General features: G+C 47.4%; 19 protein-coding genes. 9 read left to right on the forward strand and 10 right to left on the reverse strand.

Annotation, left to right across the window (positions count from 1 at the left end):
- Window positions 1-81: 81 nt before the first annotated feature.
- Window positions 82-1,119 (reverse strand): helix-turn-helix domain-containing protein, encoded by a 1,038-nt coding sequence (locus DF182_RS20120; RefSeq protein ID WP_113617607.1) that lies wholly within the window; start codon window positions 1,117-1,119, stop codon window positions 82-84.
- Between the two features lie 100 nt (window positions 1,120-1,219).
- Between DF182_RS20120 and DF182_RS20125 the strand changes: the two genes are divergently transcribed.
- The 4 genes from DF182_RS20125 to DF182_RS20140 are packed head-to-tail and all read left to right on the forward strand — an operon-like array spanning window position 1,220 to window position 3,425.
- Window positions 1,220-1,906 (forward strand): NUDIX hydrolase, encoded by a 687-nt coding sequence (locus DF182_RS20125; protein WP_161964191.1) that lies wholly within the window; start codon window positions 1,220-1,222, stop codon window positions 1,904-1,906.
- Window positions 1,903-2,106: a hypothetical protein gene (locus tag DF182_RS20130; protein ID WP_113617609.1), complete on the forward strand. Its 204-nt coding sequence runs from the start codon at window positions 1,903-1,905 to the stop codon at window positions 2,104-2,106. The genes DF182_RS20125 and DF182_RS20130 overlap by 4 nt, the downstream gene beginning before the upstream one ends.
- A gap of 36 nt (window positions 2,107-2,142) precedes the next feature.
- Window positions 2,143-2,688, forward strand: a complete 546-nt coding sequence (locus tag DF182_RS20135) for a 2OG-Fe(II) oxygenase (RefSeq protein WP_113619657.1) — start codon at window positions 2,143-2,145, stop codon at window positions 2,686-2,688.
- Between the two features lie 8 nt (window positions 2,689-2,696).
- Window positions 2,697-3,425, forward strand: coding sequence for a metallophosphoesterase (locus DF182_RS20140; RefSeq protein ID WP_113617610.1), 729 nt, complete (start codon window positions 2,697-2,699; stop codon window positions 3,423-3,425).
- A 372-nt stretch (window positions 3,426-3,797) separates the two neighbouring features.
- Here DF182_RS20140 and DF182_RS20145 read toward each other — a convergent pair whose 3' ends face one another.
- The 5 genes from DF182_RS20145 to DF182_RS20165 all read right to left on the reverse strand — a co-directional run bounded on the left by DF182_RS20145 (window position 3,798) and on the right by DF182_RS20165 (window position 10,289).
- Entirely contained in the window at window positions 3,798-6,362 is a 2,565-nt protein-coding gene (locus DF182_RS20145; protein WP_113619658.1) for an outer membrane beta-barrel family protein, read from the reverse strand.
- A 97-nt stretch (window positions 6,363-6,459) separates the two neighbouring features.
- A complete protein-coding gene (locus DF182_RS20150) occupies window positions 6,460-7,167 on the reverse strand; it encodes a LytR/AlgR family response regulator transcription factor (protein WP_113617611.1) in 708 nt (235 codons plus the stop codon).
- Window positions 7,168-7,205: 38 nt separating this feature from the next.
- A complete protein-coding gene (locus DF182_RS20155; RefSeq protein ID WP_113617612.1) occupies window positions 7,206-8,249 on the reverse strand; it encodes a sensor histidine kinase in 1,044 nt (347 codons plus the stop codon).
- A 94-nt stretch (window positions 8,250-8,343) separates the two neighbouring features.
- On the reverse strand, window positions 8,344-9,657 hold the full coding sequence (locus DF182_RS20160) for an ABC1 kinase family protein (RefSeq protein WP_113617613.1): 1,314 nt from the start codon (window positions 9,655-9,657) through the stop codon (window positions 8,344-8,346).
- A 5-nt stretch (window positions 9,658-9,662) separates the two neighbouring features.
- Window positions 9,663-10,289 carry a TetR/AcrR family transcriptional regulator gene (locus DF182_RS20165; RefSeq protein ID WP_113617614.1) on the reverse strand — a complete coding sequence of 209 codons (627 nt, stop codon included), beginning with the start codon at window positions 10,287-10,289 and terminating at the stop codon, window positions 9,663-9,665.
- 504 nt (window positions 10,290-10,793) lie between these two features.
- Between DF182_RS20165 and DF182_RS20170 the strand changes: the two genes are divergently transcribed.
- From DF182_RS20170 to DF182_RS20180, 3 genes are all read left to right on the forward strand, one after another.
- The gene (locus DF182_RS20170; protein ID WP_113617615.1) at window positions 10,794-12,194 is read left to right on the forward strand and encodes an RtcB family protein; all 1,401 of its coding nucleotides are present in this window, start codon (window positions 10,794-10,796) and stop codon (window positions 12,192-12,194) included.
- Between the two features lie 231 nt (window positions 12,195-12,425).
- Window positions 12,426-12,767 carry a ubiquitin-like protein gene (locus tag DF182_RS20175; protein ID WP_211327167.1) on the forward strand — a complete coding sequence of 114 codons (342 nt, stop codon included), beginning with the start codon at window positions 12,426-12,428 and terminating at the stop codon, window positions 12,765-12,767.
- A gap of 294 nt (window positions 12,768-13,061) precedes the next feature.
- Window positions 13,062-14,153 carry an acyltransferase family protein gene (locus tag DF182_RS20180; protein WP_113617616.1) on the forward strand — a complete coding sequence of 364 codons (1,092 nt, stop codon included), beginning with the start codon at window positions 13,062-13,064 and terminating at the stop codon, window positions 14,151-14,153.
- 72 nt (window positions 14,154-14,225) lie between these two features.
- On the opposite strand, the gene DF182_RS20185 is transcribed toward DF182_RS20180, so the two are convergent.
- Both DF182_RS20185 and DF182_RS20190 read right to left on the reverse strand, forming a co-directional pair.
- Window positions 14,226-15,383 carry an MFS transporter gene (locus DF182_RS20185; RefSeq protein ID WP_113617617.1) on the reverse strand — a complete coding sequence of 386 codons (1,158 nt, stop codon included), beginning with the start codon at window positions 15,381-15,383 and terminating at the stop codon, window positions 14,226-14,228.
- A gap of 71 nt (window positions 15,384-15,454) precedes the next feature.
- On the reverse strand, window positions 15,455-16,342 hold the full coding sequence (locus DF182_RS20190; protein WP_113617618.1) for a cyclase family protein: 888 nt from the start codon (window positions 16,340-16,342) through the stop codon (window positions 15,455-15,457).
- Window positions 16,343-16,393: 51 nt separating this feature from the next.
- On the opposite strand from DF182_RS20190, the gene DF182_RS20195 reads away from it, so the two are divergent.
- Complete coding sequence (locus DF182_RS20195) at window positions 16,394-17,698, forward strand: bactofilin family protein (protein WP_113617619.1); 1,305 nt, start codon at window positions 16,394-16,396, stop codon at window positions 17,696-17,698.
- Here the strand turns inward: DF182_RS20195 and DF182_RS20200 are convergent.
- Window positions 17,682-18,683, reverse strand: a complete 1,002-nt coding sequence (locus tag DF182_RS20200) for a quinone oxidoreductase family protein (protein WP_113617620.1) — start codon at window positions 18,681-18,683, stop codon at window positions 17,682-17,684. The genes DF182_RS20195 and DF182_RS20200 overlap by 17 nt on opposite strands.
- An 87-nt stretch (window positions 18,684-18,770) precedes the next feature.
- On the opposite strand from DF182_RS20200, the gene DF182_RS20205 reads away from it, so the two are divergent.
- Window positions 18,771-19,127, forward strand: coding sequence for a winged helix-turn-helix transcriptional regulator (locus DF182_RS20205; RefSeq protein WP_113617621.1), 357 nt, complete (start codon window positions 18,771-18,773; stop codon window positions 19,125-19,127).
- On the opposite strand, the gene DF182_RS20210 is transcribed toward DF182_RS20205, so the two are convergent.
- On the reverse strand, window positions 19,111-19,788 hold the full coding sequence (locus tag DF182_RS20210; RefSeq protein ID WP_113617622.1) for a Crp/Fnr family transcriptional regulator: 678 nt from the start codon (window positions 19,786-19,788) through the stop codon (window positions 19,111-19,113). The genes DF182_RS20205 and DF182_RS20210 overlap by 17 nt on opposite strands.
- Between the last annotated feature and the right edge of the window lie 17 nt (window positions 19,789-19,805).

Genomic DNA, 19,805 nt, shown 5'->3' on the forward strand with positions numbered 1-19,805 from the left:
AAGCGCAGGGATGAGATATAACGTATCAGGATATACGCAGATGCGCAAAATTACTGCAGGAGACTACTCTACTATGTCCAATCACTTATCATTCATGATCATTTTCTTTCGCATATCCGCCGGCGTTATACCATAATATTTCCGGAAAAGCCGGGTGAAATTGGCCGGATTACGGATGCCCAGGGAGTGGGCTACTTCCTTTACAGGAATTTTGCGTTGCAGCTGCTCTGTTGCAAAGTTCATCTGCCTGTGCTGAAAGTACGAGAAAGGGGTATATCCTATTTGTTGCTCAAACTGCCGCCGCATAGTGGTAATGCTCATATTACCGATGTCTGCGAGGGCAGACAGGCCCGGAAAGCCCTTCTGGAAATGTTCATCCAGGTAATCTGCGATCCGGTTGATACCATTTTGATGATGCGTGGGATAGTTTGCTGGTACTGACTCCGGAGCAAGGAATACATTTAAACCGTTACTGATCAGGCTATAGGAGATTTTTTTGAATTCCAGCAGGAACAAAGGAGAACGAAAACCGGCATCCATCAGCGTATCCAGTTCTTCCAGCAACTTTGATTGGAAAGGTCCGGTATTGATAGTCACTTTTTCTGTTTGTTTCTGCAGGATACGCATCAGAGGGCTGTCAGCTGGTAGCTGGGAAGTATCGAGGTGCTCCTGCAGCCACTCACGGGTGAAGGCAAAAAAACGCGTGCGGGCAACGGTGCCGGCAGACAAATGGCTCTCATCCCCATACAGGTTGTTGTAGAAGCTGCACACCTTTTGTCCACTGATATACTGCTCGGTGGAAACTCCCCGGTGCCTGAGCACGATACCTCTCTCATATTGCGTATAGGACAGGTAGAGGAAATCATTGCTGGTATTGGGTTCCAGATGGTAAATGGTATTTGTTTTGGCTTTGATGTACACATTTACCAGCGTACATCCTGGTTCCAGGCTTTCGTACTGGATGCGCTCATAGCGCTCGGGCGTATCAGAGATACGGGGCTGCAGCCGGGCATGGGAAGCAGAGAAATCTGCGGGTGCCGGTGCTGTTCGTTGCTCCGAAAGATGCTGGAGGTTCCCGACGTTCCAATCGTATCTGGACATCTGTGTTTCTGGAGGCATAGTATAATGTTGTGGTAGAGATCCACAAAGATAAGCATCCGTTTTTTTAGGCTATCTCAAAAAAAAACCGTTACTTCACGTTAAAATGACGCAAACGGACATGAAACAATTTCACGAATACAAAAATCCATCACTGGCAGTAGATCTGGTCATATTCGGCTATCATGACAACACCTTGTCTGTGCTCCTACTCAACAGAAAAGAAGAGCCCTTCAAAGACTGCTGGACCTTGCCTGGTGGCTTTCTGCAGATGGATGAAACGTTTCGTGATACCTGTTCCCGCATTCTTAAAACAAAAACAGGGATAGATGATGTATTCCTCGAACAGCTCTATTCTTTCGATGACCCGGCCCGTGATCCCCGTGGCCGAGTAATCGCCGTGGGGTACTACGCCCTCATCAACCCTGCCCGTTTTAATATCATTGTGGGTAGCATGGCCAATGATGTAAAATGGTTTAACGTCCTTAAAATGCCCAGACTGGGATTCGATCACCAAGACATCTTCCAGATAGCGCTGCAGCGGCTTCGTTCCAAGATCCTGTATTATCCGGTAGGCTTCGAATTGCTGGATGAACTGTTTACTATCACCGAGCTGCACGAACTGTACGAATGCATTCTGCAAACCACACTCGACAGACGTAATTTCAGGCGCAAAATCCTGGACGCCAATTATGTGATCAACACCGGTACCAAAAGGGAAGGGCTCCAAAACCGTCATCCCGACTTATATAAGTTCAATAAAAAACTGAAAAAGAACAGTTTTCAGATCAATGTTAACGCCTCATGAAACTAAAAATCGTTTCCTGGAAAAAATTACAGGAAACACTACCCACATCCGGCAAACATATAGTTGCCCAGCAAACAGATGATTCCCTGGTGGTATACCAGGCCTTCCAACCCGCCATTGCCAACTACGCCGTTGCTGGCCGGCTTGAAGACCTGCTGGTGCCGGAAGAAAGCCTTTATTTCTGCAAAACAGTGCATTAAAAAACAGTATTGATCTTCATTAAAAACCAGGTTATCATGGAAAAACATAACTATACCCCGCAGATTTTTACGATCAGCAATTTTCTCTCTGTTGCGGAATGTGAAGAATTGATCACCCGCAGTGAGGCCATGGGTTATGAAGAAGCCACGGTAGACGTGGGCAACGGCGTACAACGGATGATTAAAGGTGTCCGGAATAATGAAAGGGTCTTGTATAAAGATCCGGCTTATGCTACCTTTATGTGGGAAAGGCTGAAAGCCTTCGCGCCGGAAGGCACAGATAACCGCTCTGCCTGCGGATTGAACGAGCTGTTCCGGTTTTACAAGTACAGCCCGGGACAACGCTTTAAAATGCATAAGGACGGTAGTTTTGAACGCAACCGGTTTGAAGCCAGCCAGTATACTTTCATGATTTATCTGAATGAAGGTTACACCGGTGGCAGCACTGTGTTTAAATCAGGAGAAGAAATTCTCCCCGAAACGGGCATGGCGCTCGTATTTTATCATCCGTTGCTGCACGAAGGAACCTTGCTGACAGAAGGTACCAAATATGTGCTCCGGACGGATATCATGTATAAATAAAAGAAATCATGCCTGCCACATATGTTATTGGCGATATTCACGGTGCGTTAAAAGCGCTGCAGCAACTGATCACGCGGATCGCACCGGAAAAGGACGACCGGTTTATTTTTTTAGGGGATTATGTTGATGGCTGGTCTGAATCAGCAGAGCTGATCCGTTATCTGATGGAGCTGTCTGCACAGTATACTTGTATTTTTATCAAAGGCAACCATGATGCCTGGTGCGAGATGTGGCTGGCCGGCGAACAGCCTGTTGCCAGCTGGCTGCAGCATGGAGGCAGAGCTACTGTAGCCAGTTATCTTAAACTGTCTGATCATGAAAGGATTCACCATCTTGCTTTTTTCAACAGGATGCTGAATTATTATGAAGAAGATGACCGCCTGTTTATACATGCCGGATATGCTTCCATGCATGGCCCTGCATATGAACGTTTTGAAGCCATGTGTTACTGGGACCGCACCCTGTGGGAGCTGGCGCTGGCAATGGACAAACGGCTGAAAAAGGATTCACAGTGCTATCCCAAACGGTTACTACTATACGAAGAAATTTACATCGGTCATACACCTACGTTGAATTATGACGAAGAACTGCCGATGGTGAGGGTAAATGTGCATAACATCGACACCGGTGCTGCTTTCACCGGTAAACTCTCCGCCATGAATATTGATACAAAGGAAGTATGGCAGAGTGATCCCGCATATTTGTTGTACCCTGACGAAAAAGGCCGGAATCCCTGACCCGGCCTGCTCTCTAACCAAATATTCCTGAACGCTAATATTCTGATACTGATAAAATCAATTTCATTCACAACCCTTTTCACGGCCACCACGGCCTTCCCGTAGTCATCGGGTTTACCATTTACAGGACCACTATTGTCATCGGGTGTAGGCACTCTTTTTTCTGCTGGAAAAAAGTAGACACAATATTAACAGGGGCATTACTATCCTTTGTATATGACTGGTATTGTGACCGCAAAAGTAGTAGGGGAGAAGGGGCTGGAGATCGGTAGAAATATGGGAAGAAAAAAACAGGGGTAACTACGTAACTGATGGATTTATGATTTAGGGATTTTGAGTAACATAAATACTCAAAATCCCTAAATCATAAAATTATTGTACAACCTCTGACATGCCTTGCATGCCGCCGGCCATGTTCTTACGTTTGAACAGGGTGGCGTCAATTTTACCAAAGCGGTAAGCAAAGTTGAGGCGGATCATCTGCGGATCACGGAGACGATTGTAGTATTGTGTGAAATACTCACTGGTAGAGTACTGATCTGTTTTACGGCTTCTGAAGATATCGCTGAAGCTCAGTGTTACAGAGGCAGCATTGTTTTTCAGGAAGCTCTTCTTGATGGCTGCATCCACTGCATAGAAGGAAGCGATGTAACCCTGGGAAGCGTTCTGTGACTGCTGCATCGAAGGGCCGTCCTGTCTGCCTTTGTTATCGTTGACAGGCAGGTTGGTTTTAGACTGATAAAGACCGGAAAGCTGTACTTCGAAATTGAGCGGCAGCTTAAAGGTGTTGTTCAGTTTACCAAACCAGCTCCACATGGCATCCTGCGAAGGTTGTCCTACATTGTCTGTATTGATCTTCGAGTTATAGATGTTCACATTGGTAGACATGTTCCACCATTTGGTGATGGTATTCATGGCAGTGAGTTCTGCACCCATAGAGTAGCTGGAGTTGGCGTTGATATAGGTGTTTACCAGCATTTCGCTACCACTGACCGGATCGGATTCCTTGGTGAGGAAGCGGGTGATCAGGTTGTTGGTATGTTTGTAGTACACAGATCCCATGAAGGTGTTGTTGCCTTTGAATGTTTTCAGGTAAGACAGTTCCACAGACTGGGTGAATTCCGGTACCAGGCCGGGATTACCTTTGGTGATATTCAGTTTGTCAGTTGAATCGGTGAACGGAATCAGCTGGAAGAAATTGGGACGGTTGATCCTGCGTGTATAGCTAACCTGCAGTTCCTGTGCATTTTTCAGCTTCTGGCTGAGGAAGATGGACGGGAAGAGGCTCACCGGATAATTGTTTTTGAAATATTGTTTTACGTTGATCAGCTCACCGCTGTAGTCGGAGCTTTCAGCGCGCAGCCCTACTTTATAACCAAAGTCTTTGATGCTGTGGGAGATACTGGCGTAGGCAGCATATACGTTGTCCGTGTTTTTGAAATTGTTGGATGCGCCTTGAATCAGTTTATAACCGTCCTGTCCGAACATGTAGTTATCGAAATTGCTTTCAGTACGGCGGCTGGACATACGGAGACCGGTTTCCAATTTCAGCTTGGGAGTAAACGGTTTTACGTAGTCTGTCTGCACCGTGATAAAGGTGATTTTACCATTACCCAGTATCTGTTGTTTGCTGGTGTGGCCCACTGGGCTACCCTGTCCGTTGGTGTAGTAGTCGGTGGTATAATCTGCGTTGTTGTTGCTTTTGCCACCGAAGTAGTTCGCATCTACGGTGAGTTCTTCTCCTTCTTTAGGGAACAGGTGTTTCATACCGAGTACCAGACCATTCGCATCGAATTGCATGTGGCTGGCGGAGTTACGCTGGCTGTACATGCTGGTTGTGAGGTTTCTGATCGTGTCGGTATTGATATCGATGACTTCAGAAGGGTTGAATTCACCGTGTACTTTGATACCGGAGATGGATAATGTGGTACGGTTGGTAGCAAACCAGTCAACACCTACTTTGCCGAAAGCGAAGCCGCCATTGGTTTTGTTGCTATTGGACTGCAGAATGCGTGTTACGGGATTATCACCGAAGTTGTTACGGTCGGTGGTACCATTGGTGCGGCTTTTCATCTGGTTGCCCATAGCGCTGGCAGAGAAGTTGATTTTACCCTGACGCAGGTTGAAGTCGGCGCCGCCATTGAGTGCACCGCGTTTGTCTACACCAGCACGCAGATTACCGTTGTAGCCTGTTTTGCGGTTTTTCTTCAGAACGATGTTGAGGATGCCCGCGTTACCGCCGGAAGCGTCATATTTAGCGGAAGGGTTGGTGATTACTTCCACGCTTTCGATCGCATCGGCAGGAATCTGTTCGAGGGTGAGGGTAGTGGGGCGACCGTCGATAAACAGCTGGGGATTACCGTTACGTACGGATACATTACCATCGATGTCTACATTCACGGAAGGAACGTTTTTCACCACGTCGAGGGCAGTACCGCCTGCGCTGACAATATTTTTTTCCACGTTGAACACCTTTTTATCGATGTCCATCTGCATGAGGGGTTTGGAACCGGTAACGGTTACGCCTTGCAGCTCGGTGGTGCTGGTAGCCAGTTTGATATTGCCGAGATCTTTGTCTATCGGAGGGAATACTACGGCCTGGGTATATGTTTTATAACCGGTGCCGGAAGCCTGCAATTTGAGCGGGCCTCTGAGGGGTAGTTCATCGAGGCTGAATTCACCGTTGGTTTTGGTGAGCACACCTTTTACCAGTACGTCCTTCATTTTTTTGGTGGCTGTGTCCATACGGCCCTGCAGGATGATGACGGAGGCATAACCGATTGGTTTACCTTCGGAATCGATCAATTTCCCATATACATGTCCGATATTGCCTGGTCCTTTGCCGGCCATGCCGCCCGGTCCTTTGGCGCCCGGAGCTTGCGCACTGGCCTGCATTGCGAGCAGGAAGAGCATGATAAACGAGTAGATTTTTCGCATTGTAAATAGTTCTTGAAGATGCAAAAATAGATTTGCCGAATCGATTTTTTCGGCAAATGAGATGAGCGGTTGAAATTTTGATACAAAACCGGTTTTATCAGGGTTGACTTTTTCCGGCGATGGCATAGAGTGTGTCACGGTAGGTATCGCCTACGGGCAACTCGGTTTCCTCAAGGAACACGCTGTTCTTGCGGATGGCCGTGATAGCAGCCACGGATACGATATATGACTTATGTACCCGGATAAATTTCGCAGGCGGCAGCTGTTCTTCCAGTCCCTTGATGCTCATGCGCGTCACCACCGGTTTGGCTGAACCTTTCAGGTGGATTTTGACATAATCCTTCAGCCCTTCTATCCAGATGATATCGGAGAAGACAATTTTAAAAAGACTATAGTCCACATTCACAAAGAAAAAGTCGCTTTGCTCCTTACCGGTTTTGCCGGCGGCTTTGAGCTGAAACAGTTCATGGGCTTTGTTACAGGCTTTGATAAAACGTTCCAGGGATACCGGTTTTACCAGGTAGTCGGTCACATCAAGATTAAATCCTTCCAGTGCATATTTTTCGTAGGCAGTAATCAGGATCACCAGGGGTTTGCTGGACATAGACTGTAAAAACTGCAGCCCGGTAAGGCCGGGCATCTGAATATCCAGGAAAATAAGATCTACCTGCTGGGTACGCAGCACTTCCATAGCCTCAAAAGCATTGTTACATTTCGCTATCAGTTGTAGATATGGCACCATGCTGATGTTGTCTTCCAGAAGATCCAACGCCAGTGGTTCATCATCAATGGCAATACATCTCATCGATATCTCTTGATTTTAACAGTCTCAGATTTTGGCATTCAATGTAGGTTCAACTGCAATGTTACGTAAAACCAGTCATCTTTTGAATTTATCTGCAGCACATAATCATTTCCATAAAGCAGGTTGAGCCGGCGCTTTACGTTGGCCAGTCCTATTCCGCTGGTTTTGTCTTTCACTTCTTCCGAAAGATGATTGTATTTGTTTCTCACCGCAAAAAAAAGTTTATCGGCGGTGGTAAACAGGTTGATATCGATCTGGGCATGCATAATGAAACCGGTACCATGTTTAAAGGCATTTTCCACAAACGGGATCAGCAGCATGGGTTCAATTTCATAATGGTTATGCGGCACATTCATTTCTACATTGATTTCCACATTTTGACCAAAGCGCTGACGCTGGAGGTCGATATAACTCTGTAAGTACTCTACTTCCCGCTGCAGGGGCATTTTTTCCTCGTCGGCTTCGTACAACATGTAACGCATGAGGGAAGACAACTTGATCAGCGAAGGTTCCAGCAGATCAGATTTTTTCCGGGCCAGCGACACCATGTTATTGAGTACATTAAACATAAAATGCGGGCTTACCTGAGAACGTAGCAGCGATAGTTCCGTTTTCAGATTTTCATTTTCCCGGGCGCTGACTTTACGTTCCAGCATAATCCGCTCCCGTATCATCTGATAAGCCGTGCTGGCAGAGAGTATAAACAGAAAGGTGAAAAAGCTGAAGAGGATGGTGGGCTTCGGGTCTACCGTTGTCCGCTGGAGATAAAACCGCTCAAACGTATAACGGCTGACAAAATAAAACGTCAGCATCAGCATCAGCACGCCCACATATTCCACTATCCGTTTTTTCTGCACCAGGGCAGGTATCAGCAGAAAAGCATTGATATAAAAGAAAACTACCTGTATCAGGTAAAATCCCATCAGAAAATAAAACCAGGCTTCACGCTCTGCCTGTTCACTGGAAGAAACCGGCTTTTCATAAGTAGGTTTCAGCAGGAAAGGAAGGGAAAACAACAATGCCCACACCAATGCATGCGTAGCAACAATTGCCCATTTGCGGTTATACCATTCGTTAGCCATGCCGCAATTTAGGCATTAATGGGCATCCCGGGGATTTGTTGCGACCAACGGGCGTATTTGCACGATGATCACACAGTGCATTCTTGGCGTGATCTTAATGTTTGGGTGAAAAATAGCTGGCTCCTGTTGTGATATTAGCTTTCAGGTCACTGAGAATAGAATATAGCCCGAAGTAAGTACGGTTGATGTACAGGCTGTGCCTGGAACCTCTGGCTACCTTGGATTCCCTGATTTCCTTCATATTGTAAAGCTCATCCATGTACGCATAGATTTCATTGAAATAAACTTCATTGCCGAAATCAAAGTTATCTACGGTAAAAGGCAGGGTGAGCAGATCGATCATATGCTGGAAAAGCCCGCTGAAGAAAGCTATTTCTTTGGGCGTATCGCTGGGATGGATCATTTCCAGGTTGGTATATATTTCATGCCGGCGTTTTTCATCTTTCAAGACTTCCTTATCGGTGAGCAGGAAGTAGTTGTAATAGAAATCTTCCGGTATTTCTTTCACACAACCGAAGTCGAAGATACCTACGGTACCATCGGTCCGCATCAGGAAGTTGCCGGGATGAGGATCTGCATGTACCTGTTTAAGCTGGTGTACCTGGAACTGGTAAAAGTCCCACAGTGCCTGGCCTATTTTATTACGGGCTTCCTGGGATGGATTACTCTGCAGGAATTCCTTGAGATGCTGGCCGTCGAGCCAGTCCATGGTGATGATTCTTTCGGATGACAGTTCCGGATAATATTGCGGAAACTGCAGATGAGGAATATGGGCACATTGCTGTGAAAGGGCCATGGAACGGGATAGTTCCAGTTTGTAGTCTGTTTCTTCCAGCAGTTTGCTTTCTATCTCCTCAAAGTATTTATCCATATCCACTTCGTTCATGCCTACAATGCGGATGGCGAAGGGTTTTACGAGACGGAGGTCAGACTTGACACTGTTGGCCACGCCGGGGTATTGTATTTTCACGGCCAGCTGTTTTCCGTCTTTCCAGGCTTTATGTACCTGGCCGATGGAAGCAGCGTTGGAGGCGTGCATATCAAATTTATCATACAGCTGGGACGGAGATTTACCCAGTGTTTTAACAAAGGTGTTGACTACCAGCGGCCCGGACAGTGGCGGGGCGCTGTATTGTGACATAGCAAATTTTTCGGTGTAGGCTTTGGGCAGCATACCTTTATCCATACTGAGCATCTGCGCCACTTTGAGGGCGCTGCCTTTGAGGCTGCTCAGCGTATCGTAAATATCAGAAGCATTGTCCTGGTGCAATGCATCCTTGCTGACAGAAGGATCTATCAGTTTACGGGTATAATGTTTAATATAATTGGTGCCTACTTTAAGACCAGTGCTTACAAATTTTCCAGCCCTCTCCACTTTCGTGGTGGGGATATTGGATTGTTCTTTCATAAAACCTATTTCCGCGTAAAGATGAATTTCCCGAAGTCCAGCAAAGAGTCCAGTGTGTTGGATTTAATCAGCTGGAAGCTCAGGTTGACGGCTTTTTCGATAGCAGCGTCTGTCATTTCGAAATTGGCGCTGGAATCATTGAGCCAGTATTTCAATACAAAAAGAGCCTGTACCCAGAAGCCATGTACATATTGGTCGGAAATATATTTCCGTTCCTTGATTTCGTTGGAGGTATAACCTTCTTTAATAAGTTCTCTTACATAGGCATAAAAGGCCTGTTTAAAGGTCTCCAGTTTATTGCGATAGAGGTCGGGCAGTCTGAATTTTTCCCTCTGCAGGAGGAAGTAGCTGCGGTCGTCCTTTAATTTCTGTACCCAGAGGAAGTAGAAGGCCAGCAGTTTTTCCTGTGCGGAATATTGCTGATAGATTTCATCCTGGACCAACTGATCGAGTGTTACCTGGAATACAGACAACCAGATATCTTTTTCAATGGCTTCGAGAGAGCTGTAGTCTTCATAAAAAGCGGATTCGCTGATGTCGAGCTGTTTACACAGGCTAAATACAGAAACAGGGGCTTTACCGTTTTCCAGCCAGTAAAGTTTATAAGCGTTGCGGATAAGTTGTTTGTCCATACGTGCAAGGATTTACTATGTTGTAATACCCCGCCCGGAAAGGCCCGGAGGTTATCATGTGCGGGGAAAACCACTATCACAAATTTACGCTTTAGCTGATTATCAACGTTGATTTTAACACCACCTTTGCATTTAAATTTTATGCTTTTTATTATTTTTTTAGAGAGATGTGAATGCAATTGACTGATTTATAATGCAGATCTTTTTTGGCGAAAAACGGAACTATAAAAAAAATATATATCTTTGCGTCGTAATTCCTTTTTCTCATCTCTTTAAATACAAAGGAATCATGAAAGAACATACCTACATATCGCCTCTTGTAAGCGTTGCCTAACAGGCATCCGCCGGTTTATTCCCTGAACATTTCTGTAATACCCGGTCTATAGCATGCTGCGTTTTATAACGCCGTAATGTTGTGCCCTGCTGTATGCTGTGATATCGTCTCAGCGGATACCCCGTGCTTTTCACATTCATTTTTACTACAACATATTAAATACACATATTTTGTCTGGTTTAAAAACAAAAGAACTCAGTAAAATAGGCTATACAGATGACAGGGCGAGGAGCCTGGTGATCAATATTATTTCCCGGCATTTCAAACATCATCAGAAAGCCGATATTATACAACTGCTGACCGATATTAAAGCCCGTCCGGCAGATTATTTACAGGACGAGGTATTGGGTCCGATCGCTGCCGTTTTCGCGGAGCAGCCTAAGGAATGTAATTTCCAGTCTTATCAGTTGCTGGAAAAAAGCGGTCAACTTAAAATCTATGGTGCAAAGGAGATAGAGTCATCGGCGCGTCAGCAGATGGAACTGGCTATGTCTTTACCGGTGACAGTGCAGGGTGCGCTGATGCCTGACGCTCACATGGGTTATGGCCTTCCGGTAGGAGGGGTGCTGGCCACCGAACAGGCGGTGGTACCTTATGCGGTAGGAGTCGATATCGGCTGCCGCATGGCGCTCACACTTTTTGATGAAGGCGAAAGTTTCCTGAAGCGTTATAGTTATCAGCTGAAGGTAGCTTTAAAAGATTATACCCATTTTGGAATGGAAGGCGGCCTTGATTTTTATCAGGAGCATGCGGTGCTGGACAGTCCTGATTTCCGTGCTACCACGCTGCTGAAAAGTCTGCATGGCAAGGCAGTAAGACAGCTCGGATCTTCCGGCAGCGGCAACCACTTCGTAGAATTCGGGTTGCTCACCTTATCGGAAGACAACTCGTTGTCGTTGCCGCCCAAACAATACCTGGCGCTGTTGTCGCATTCCGGCAGCCGTGGTCTGGGGGCCACTATCGCGCAGCACTATACGAAAATAGCGATGGACACCTGTAAACTGCCCCGGTCCGCACAACAGCTGGCCTGGCTGGATATGAACAGCGAAGCAGGACAGGAATACTGGCTGAGTATGAACCTGGCCGGTGATTATGCCCGTGCCTGTCATCAGCGGATACATCACAACCTGGCCCGGGCTATGGGGCTGAAAGGGCTGGTGACGGTGGAAAACCATCATAACTTCGCCTGGGAGGAAACGCTAACGGATACACGTAAAGTGATCGTGCACCGTAAAGGCGCTACACCGGCTCATGCCGGCGAACTGGGCATCATCCCCGGCAGTATGACTACCGCGGCTTATCTGGTACGTGGCAAAGGTGTGGAAGAAGCGTTGTACTCCGCCTCCCATGGCGCCGGCAGAGCGATGAGCCGCTCCAGGGCACGGGAGAAAATGACTATGTCTGCCCTGAAAAAAATAGTGTCGGAAGCAGGTGTAACACTGATCGGTGGCAGCGTGGAAGAAAATCCGCTCGCATATAAGGATATCGAAAAAGTAATCGGCGCTCAGCAGGAGCTGGTAGATATCGAAGGACGGTTTATGCCGGTTATTGTACGGATGAACAAAGAGTAGCCGTTAAACGGCACATGATAAGTGAAGGCAGGCCTATGTGTAGTTTTCCCAAAAAGTATCCAACTTTTTTGGAGGACACTATACATAAAGGGTCTGCCTTTGTTTTCTGTAATTAAATATTAGGTAAAGTCTTCTAATTAATTATCTAGTAAATATTTATGTTGTTTTATATAAGTTGTTCAGTATATATTACAGCCATATTTAACCCATAACCCATAAAAACCTATAAGTATGAAGGTATTATCCTTTGCATGTATGTTCTCAGTGATGGCAATGACAACAGTATCATCATTTGCTAACTCAGTAGCACCAACAGCAACAAACACGATCAACAAACGTCCATACGCTCAATATTTCGTTAAGTACGCGACTCAAATTGGGACGATAACGCTTGAAGCAGATTTTTCTGATACTATTGAGAATATAAAGAGTAAGATATACGATAAAACGGGTATACTTCCGGAAAAGCAACGATTAATCTATGCTGGCAAACAGTTAGAGGATGGAAGGACGCTCAGTGATTATAATATTCTGCCCGGATCAACAATGCATTTAGCTATTCGTGAAATTTAAAAATATGGGCAATCTGATACAAATCAGATTGCCCATATTTTTTGAACCACCAACATCAGTTTAGGCTGCCCGAAACTAATCAAAACCCTGCCCCGTCCTCCATTCTCCATTCTCTCTGATAAAAGAAGCCCATTTATAAACTAGCCTTTTGATATCATCTATTTTTCAAACGCTGTCCGGATCTCTATTGCAAAATGAAACCGGTTATATTCAGTATGCTTAAATATTGGCCGCCTGGAAAATTACCGGACATTCTTAAAAAGAATGATTATTTTATGGGTATATCTTCTACCTATGAACCAACGACTCCTTTCGCTGGACGTTATGCGGGGTGTAATCATGATCCTGCTGGCAGCAGAAAGTGCTCATCTGTACTGGTCACTCGACAGTTTGTCATCCACGGGTTTCTTTCATGAAATCGTGCAACAATTTTTCCACCACCCCTGGAATGGTTTGCGGGCCTGGGACCTGGTGCAGCCTGCCTTTATGACCATGGCCGGCGCTGCCCTGTATATTTCCTGGCATTATAAGTCGTTACAGGGTGTCACCTGGCGGCAAAATTTTAAACATATTGCATTGCGTTGCGGGAAATTATTTATATTCGGTACCGCATTGCATTGCGTATATGCGGGCAGGTTAGTCTGGGAGTTGTGGAATGTGCTTACGCAGTTGTCTGTCACCACAATCATTGCATATCTTATTATCCGCCGTCCTATTGTTTTTCAGTTGGTAGTTAGCCTGTTGTTGCTGATTGCCACCGAGTGTATGTATCGTTGTTTCCTGTTACCGGGTTTTGAAGCCCCATTTGCCCAGGGACATAATTTTGGTGCCTACATGGATACTGTATTGATGGGAAAGATCAATCCGGATGGATGGGTAACGATCAACTTCATCCCAACGGCCGCACACACCATCTGGGGGGTACTGGCAGGCAGGCTTCTGATCAGTGGAGCATCCTGGCGCCGTAAGATCACCTGGCTGGTTATCGCAGGTATCATCGGCCTGATCGCCGGTTATGGCCTGGATGCTGCTGGTGTTACTCCCATCATCAAACGTATCAGCACATCTTCTTTTGTGCTGGTATCAGGAGGTTGGGTAATGCTGTTGCTGGCGCTGATATACTGGCTCACCGATGTCAGAGGACATGTGCGGTACGCCTGGATAGCCACAGCAGTAGGCATGAATGCGATCTTTATATACCTGTTTTTTGAAACCGTAGGCGTGCAATGGGTCAATCCCACCACCGGCATTTTTGTGAAAGGGTTTACTGCCATGATTGGCGTACCCGAAGAGATTAGAGAGGTGCTGTCTGCCCTTACCGTACTGGCCCTCGAATGGGGACTCTGTTACGGACTGTATAAAAAGAAGATGTTTTTCAAAATTTAATAGCTATCTGAGAAACCCTTGTGGACACAAAAAGCCGTCTTAAAAAGGCGGCTTTTTCTTTTGCCCTAATCGTTAATCCTGTTTCAAACCCTGTACCATCAGCACTATCAGCAAACCGCATATTGCCATGATGCCAAAGGAAACTCGCAGGCTGGTAGCCTGGGCTACAAAACCTACCAGTGGTGGTACTACCAGAAACCCCAGATATCCGATAGTGGAAATGGAGGCCAGTGTCTGGCCACTGTTGGTGGTTTTGGATTTTCCTGCCAGACTGAACACCAGTGGCACAATACAGGATACGCCCATACCGGTGCACATAAACCCAATGGTGGTGATCACCGGATGAGGCAGGAAGATGGCCAGCAGCAGCCCGATGAGGATGAGCCATCCACTGTAGAATAATATGTTTCTGATGCCAAGCCGGGCTACGAGCCGGTCGCCAACAAAACGGCCGGTGGTCATAGCGGCCATGTACAGCATAAAAATGGCGGTAGCCGCGATGGGCGTGCCACCGGCTACCTTATGAAAATAGATACTGCTCCAGTCGTACATCGTGTTTTCGGTGGCCATACAGGCAAAACAGATAAAGGAAAAACGCAGCAGTGATTTGTCGGGTAGCGAAAATGCCGGCTTACGGGTGGTTTGCGGGATGGGTTGATCAGGATAGGTCTTCGGCCCGTAATACAGTGTGAAGGCGAGCAACAACACACTGACGATCAGCATATGCCAGGAGGGAGCAACGTTCATAGACACCATCAGGTAACCGATACCTGCACCGGTAGAACCGGCGATGCTCCAGATACCGTGAAAGGTGGTCATGATGGATTTGGAATACTGATGTTGCACCTGCACGGCCTGTGCGTTCATAGAGAGGTTCATCAGGTTTCGGGCAGAACCGAAACAGAACAGGGTGAGCGCCAGCTGCCACAGGCTGGTGGTAAAGCCGGGCACACTCAGTACCAGGTTAAAGATCAGCGCACCTATCACCATGATCTTACGGCTGCTGAAACTGCCCAGCAGTTTGCCTGTCACCGGCATGGTCAGCATCAGCCCTATGGGCAGTGCCAGCAGCACCAGACCCAGCTGGGCTTCGTTGAGATGAAGCTGCTGTTGTATGGATGGTATCCGGGATGCCCAGGTGGAATAACCCAGGCCGGAGATAAAGAAGAATACTGAAACGGCAATCCTGTATTGCCTGGCATCGGTTGTCTGCGGGATCTCTATGAACATCTGCTATGAAACATACCTCTTTGAAGAGCCATGAGGAACGCAAAATTAGATAAATCCGGATACTTATGCTATCATTTTGACAACCTGGCCATAGCCCTGACAGGGAAAGTGCCGGCGCCTTTGAACTTAGGTGGCACTGCGCTGAAGGTGAAGCCGTCTTCCGGCAGCAGGCTCAGGTTGCAGAGATGTTCCACAATCAGGATCTCCGCGCCCAGCAGGATGCTATGTACCGGCCTCGTACGACCCTGGGTATTGTCAATGTTATGGGAATCGATGCCTACCAGCTGAACGGCACAGTCACGCAGATAGATGGCAGCATCTTCTGTGAGATAGGGATGGTTTTCGTAATACACAGGTGTGTTCCAGTGGGTGTCCCAGCCGGTATGTACCAGTACCGCGCGGTTGCGGATTTCATGGTTGCGCAGCATGTCGGCAGTTACGGCCAGTGACTGCGTATAAGGAACACGTATCACAACAGCGTCCAGGTCGGCAAAGCGTTCCAGCGGCACCTCCGACAGATCTTTGCCATCAGCATAACGATAGAAAGGGCAGTCAATGTACGTGCCGGTATTGGTAACCATTTCTATCTTTCCGATCTGGAAAGTGGTGTCACCATCATAAAATTTTGCGGAATCTTCCCGGCTCAGATAGTCGCAAATGATAGGAGCGGGCAGCCCTTTGTAGGTCACCAGTCCATCTTCTATGGTATGGCTCAGGTCTACCAGGTAACTTTGTCCGCCGGTATTAATAGGTTTACGTTTATGCGGTTCCGTGATAATTTCCTTGTTGAGGATATGGGTTTCGCCTACCATGAGCAAACGCATGTCAGCCACAATATAGTCTGCCAGCTCTTTGTCAGATATGTCATCACCGGCGATATCGAGCCGGAAATCCTCGCCCCGGATGCCTCCACCGTTGGTAAAACGGATATCGAAATCAAATTTTACTCTTTTGTTCATAGGTGAATAATTTCCTGTTTTGTGCGTTTATAAATGTACGATATTAGCGCCATGCATAGAGAATTTCAGCTTATCACCTGCGAGGATGCCATCAGCAGGTACCAGGTACATACGAAGATCTACGAGAGTGAAGCCGCTTTCCTGGATATAGAAAGTAAAGACAGCTACTTTTACCTCCATACCGGCGACCTGCACCTGCAGGGCGATTTTATGCTGGACACCGATACCCTGGAAGATGCGCCCGATGGTAAACCTATCCTGGGTTTTCTCGTAATCGGCAACTTGGAAGTGGAAGGCAGCATCCTCAATGAAACCGGCGATTATGGCCCTATCCTCTATGTAGCAGGCAATGTGTCCTGCCGGCATCTGCTCATTGGTGGCTCCCCTACAAGGGTGACCGGCAATATCATTGTTACCGAAGTGATCATACTGCATTATAATCATGGATGGATGCAGTGTGATGGTACTTTCATCGCTCCTGTGATGATTGTGGAAGATTATTACCTGATGCCTGCTGCCAAAAACATCAGCCTTTTCTATTACAACGACCGTGATCCCGAAAGCCCTGCAGACAATGCCTGCGAGGAATCGGAAGATGGTGATGATATCATCTCCCACAAACTGCGTGCACTGCTCAACAATACCCTTACCACCGACTTTGAAGAGCTGCGCCGTGATCTGGCTGCCGGAGAAAGTGTATTGCAACGGCAGGAACAGCCGGCCAGCTACTGGCAGCAGAAAGTCCGCAAAAGCTGGCGCGACCTGAAACGGGTGCCGCTGGAACTGCGTACGGCGGAGTTATGCCAGGAAGTGTTGCGTGAAAGCGTAGGTGCGTTGGCGTATTTTCCTGAGGATATGCTCACACCTGAACTGGCAGCTACAGCTGTTGCAAAAGACGGCAAAGCCCTGCGTTATCTGCCATCAGAGATGATCACACGCGAACTCTGTTATGCCGCCGCCCGCAACGGAGCTATCTTACGCACCGATATCCCGGAATCATTTTACGAACATGCCTTGTTATGTCTCATCATCAAAAGCGCCGACTGGCAAATGGAACAGGTACCCAGGGCTTTTATGACAGAAGACATGTTTGTGCTGTACGTGAAAGCCGGCCGTGGCGCCTGGCTGGACCGTTACTGTGAAGAGGCCGGCTTGTCCAAACAACGTATACTCGAGCGCGTGATAGCAGACGATATCGCATACCTGGAAAATATTTTCAACTGGCATCTGTCGACTGCTACCTACGCCTTTGCCCGGAAACGTTACGACTGTCCTGAATACGAGGAAGCCTGGAAAAATATCACCGAAAGGTTTGCCCGTAAAATAGCGCGGCTGAACGTTAGTCCATCGTCATAACCAGTTTACGGCCATAGGTCTGATTATTCTCCATCAGCAGGTGTGCCTGCTTCACAGTATCAGCGCTTAAACTGCCTACCACCTGTACGGCAGGAGGGGTGACTATCTGATCGTTGATCAGTGCGGTGAGCTGTTGCAGGTTTTGTCCGTACCATTCGACCTTGCCTGCTGCCATATACGCGTAGTTGGAGATGTTCAGGACATGGCAACCTTTGTCGAACAGCAGTTCCCGTGTGCGCTCAGTACCCAGAAAGGTGATGTCCGCATAGTTTTTGTTGAGCCCTAGCACTTCCGCCGCTGTTTCCGAAATACTTCCTCCTACGATATCCACGGCCCAATCGAAAAAACGCTGTCCGTTGGCGGCCAGTATCTGCTGTGTCAGATCGGGCTGCCGGTAATCGATGATCTGCGCGGGTTTCAGCCCCAGCTCCTGCAATGCAGCGCTGCTTTGTTCATTGCCTGCTGTGGTGAACAGCTGATCTATATGATGTGCTTTCAGCAGTTTTATCAGGAAACTGCCTACTGCGCCGGCACCACCGGTGATGAATATATGATCCTGCTGCTGTGGCTGCATACGCCGGAAGGTTTGCAAGGCGGTAAGACCGGAAGCCGGGATGGCAGTAGCTGTGCTGAAAGATAAGGATGCCGGCTTGTGCGCCACCATCCGGTAATCGAGGGCGATATGGGTGGCATAGGTACCGTTGGAACCTTTGCTGCCGGCAGCTGCGATCACTTCATCACCAGCCTGGAAGCCCTGAGTGTTTTTACCGGCTGCTATCACGATGCCGGCGAACTCCCGTCCGAGTATAGGAGAATGCATATGCAGACTTTCCCTGCGGCCCTGCCGCATCTGATAATCGATGGGATTAAAGGCAGCGGCTTTTATCGCTATCAACAGCTCATGTTCCTGAAAGGCAGGTATATCAAAGCTGTTCATGCTGAACTGGTCTACATTTCCAAATCCGTTCAATACAATTGCTTTCATCTCAGTAATTTTGGCAAAACTAACCCGATGAGTATCCCGCTACAATAACCGTGAATATTGGGAGTTACTCATTAAAAACTGAGTAGCATGATAAAAGAAACATCCTCCAATGCATCCAACCGGCAGTTCCTGCACAGCGTATGCCGGATCAACGGAGCGCTGGAAACCATTGCTGGCAGATGGAAAGCCCTTATCCTGATACATATTTCAGAACAGCAGAACCGTTTCAGTTTGTTGAAGCAGATGATGCCCACTGTGTCAGATCAGGTGCTGGGCAAACAACTGCGGGATCTGGAAATGGATGGGCTGATTAGCAAAACGATCATCCCGGAAGTGCCGGTACGCGTGGATTACAGCCTGACCCCCAAAGGAGAGGCGTTGTTACCGATACTCGAAGCATTGGCGCATTGGTATAATCCGCGTGGTGTTAGTGAGCAGCAGTAAGTAGTTGCTGTAATTTTTTTTCCTGAAGGATGGTGATGGATTTCCCTTCTGCCGTTATCAGCTGTTGCTGGATGAAGTCCTGCAGTATGCGATAGATGGTTTCATAGGTGGTGCCGGCAAAAGAGGCGAGGTCTTGCCGGTTGATGGTAAATTGTTTGTGCCCGTATACCCGGCTTATTTCCAGCAGAGCGTCCGCCAGTCTGCTTTTCACGTCCATGTGCACGAGGTTGCGCATTTTCTTTTCTGCCTCCTGTAATTCTGCCGCATAAAACTGCATCAGCCGGTAGGTGAGGTCGGGGTTTACTTTAAGAGAGGCTTCAAAAAAAGTATTGTCTATATAACAAACGGTGCAGTCTTCCAGGGCGGTGGCGGATACGGGATACAGGCGTTGTTCGCTGCCAAAGCCACGGTGGCCGAGGATGTCGCCCTTTTTGGCAAAACGGATGATCAGTTCTTTATCTGGTCCCCATTGTTTGTGCACTTTTACTTTCCCATCATACAAAAAATAAATGCCGGTGGCCGGAGCACCTTCCTGGAACAGTGTTTCCCCTTTTTTACAGGCAAGATGCTGACGATGGGCAGCTACCGCTGTCAGCCATTCCGGTATGGAATAGCGGCACAAAAAACATGTCTTCAGATCGCAGGCCCTGGCTTTTTTCATGGTTGCAATAGTAATAC

The organism is Chitinophaga flava (assembly GCF_003308995.1).
GTDB lineage: Bacteria > Bacteroidota > Bacteroidia > Chitinophagales > Chitinophagaceae > Chitinophaga > Chitinophaga flava.

What these genes read in the sequence shown, in the direction of transcription:
- DF182_RS20175 (WP_211327167.1), top strand. Translation starts at nt 12,426, where the DNA reads ATGAAGGTATTATCCTTTGCATGTATGTTCTCAGTGATGGCAATGACA.
- DF182_RS20180 (WP_113617616.1), top strand. Translation starts at nt 13,062, where the DNA reads ATGAACCAACGACTCCTTTCGCTGGACGTTATGCGGGGTGTAATCATG.
- DF182_RS20135 (WP_113619657.1), top strand. Translation starts at nt 2,143, where the DNA reads ATGGAAAAACATAACTATACCCCGCAGATTTTTACGATCAGCAATTTT.
- DF182_RS20165 (WP_113617614.1), bottom strand. Translation starts at nt 10,289, where the DNA reads ATGGACAAACAACTTATCCGCAACGCTTATAAACTTTACTGGCTGGAA.
- DF182_RS20140 (WP_113617610.1), top strand. Translation starts at nt 2,697, where the DNA reads ATGCCTGCCACATATGTTATTGGCGATATTCACGGTGCGTTAAAAGCG.
- DF182_RS20120 (WP_113617607.1), bottom strand. Translation starts at nt 1,119, where the DNA reads ATGCCTCCAGAAACACAGATGTCCAGATACGATTGGAACGTCGGGAAC.
- DF182_RS20150 (WP_113617611.1), bottom strand. Translation starts at nt 7,167, where the DNA reads ATGAGATGTATTGCCATTGATGATGAACCACTGGCGTTGGATCTTCTG.
- DF182_RS20130 (WP_113617609.1), top strand. Translation starts at nt 1,903, where the DNA reads ATGAAACTAAAAATCGTTTCCTGGAAAAAATTACAGGAAACACTACCC.
- DF182_RS20205 (WP_113617621.1), top strand. Translation starts at nt 18,771, where the DNA reads ATGATAAAAGAAACATCCTCCAATGCATCCAACCGGCAGTTCCTGCAC.
- DF182_RS20210 (WP_113617622.1), bottom strand. Translation starts at nt 19,788, where the DNA reads ATGAAAAAAGCCAGGGCCTGCGATCTGAAGACATGTTTTTTGTGCCGC.
- DF182_RS20145 (WP_113619658.1), bottom strand. Translation starts at nt 6,362, where the DNA reads ATGCGAAAAATCTACTCGTTTATCATGCTCTTCCTGCTCGCAATGCAG.
- DF182_RS20125 (WP_161964191.1), top strand. Translation starts at nt 1,220, where the DNA reads ATGAAACAATTTCACGAATACAAAAATCCATCACTGGCAGTAGATCTG.
- DF182_RS20190 (WP_113617618.1), bottom strand. Translation starts at nt 16,342, where the DNA reads ATGAACAAAAGAGTAAAATTTGATTTCGATATCCGTTTTACCAACGGT.
- DF182_RS20160 (WP_113617613.1), bottom strand. Translation starts at nt 9,657, where the DNA reads ATGAAAGAACAATCCAATATCCCCACCACGAAAGTGGAGAGGGCTGGA.
- DF182_RS20200 (WP_113617620.1), bottom strand. Translation starts at nt 18,683, where the DNA reads ATGAAAGCAATTGTATTGAACGGATTTGGAAATGTAGACCAGTTCAGC.
- DF182_RS20155 (WP_113617612.1), bottom strand. Translation starts at nt 8,249, where the DNA reads ATGGCTAACGAATGGTATAACCGCAAATGGGCAATTGTTGCTACGCAT.
- DF182_RS20185 (WP_113617617.1), bottom strand. Translation starts at nt 15,383, where the DNA reads ATGTTCATAGAGATCCCGCAGACAACCGATGCCAGGCAATACAGGATT.
- DF182_RS20195 (WP_113617619.1), top strand. Translation starts at nt 16,394, where the DNA reads ATGCATAGAGAATTTCAGCTTATCACCTGCGAGGATGCCATCAGCAGG.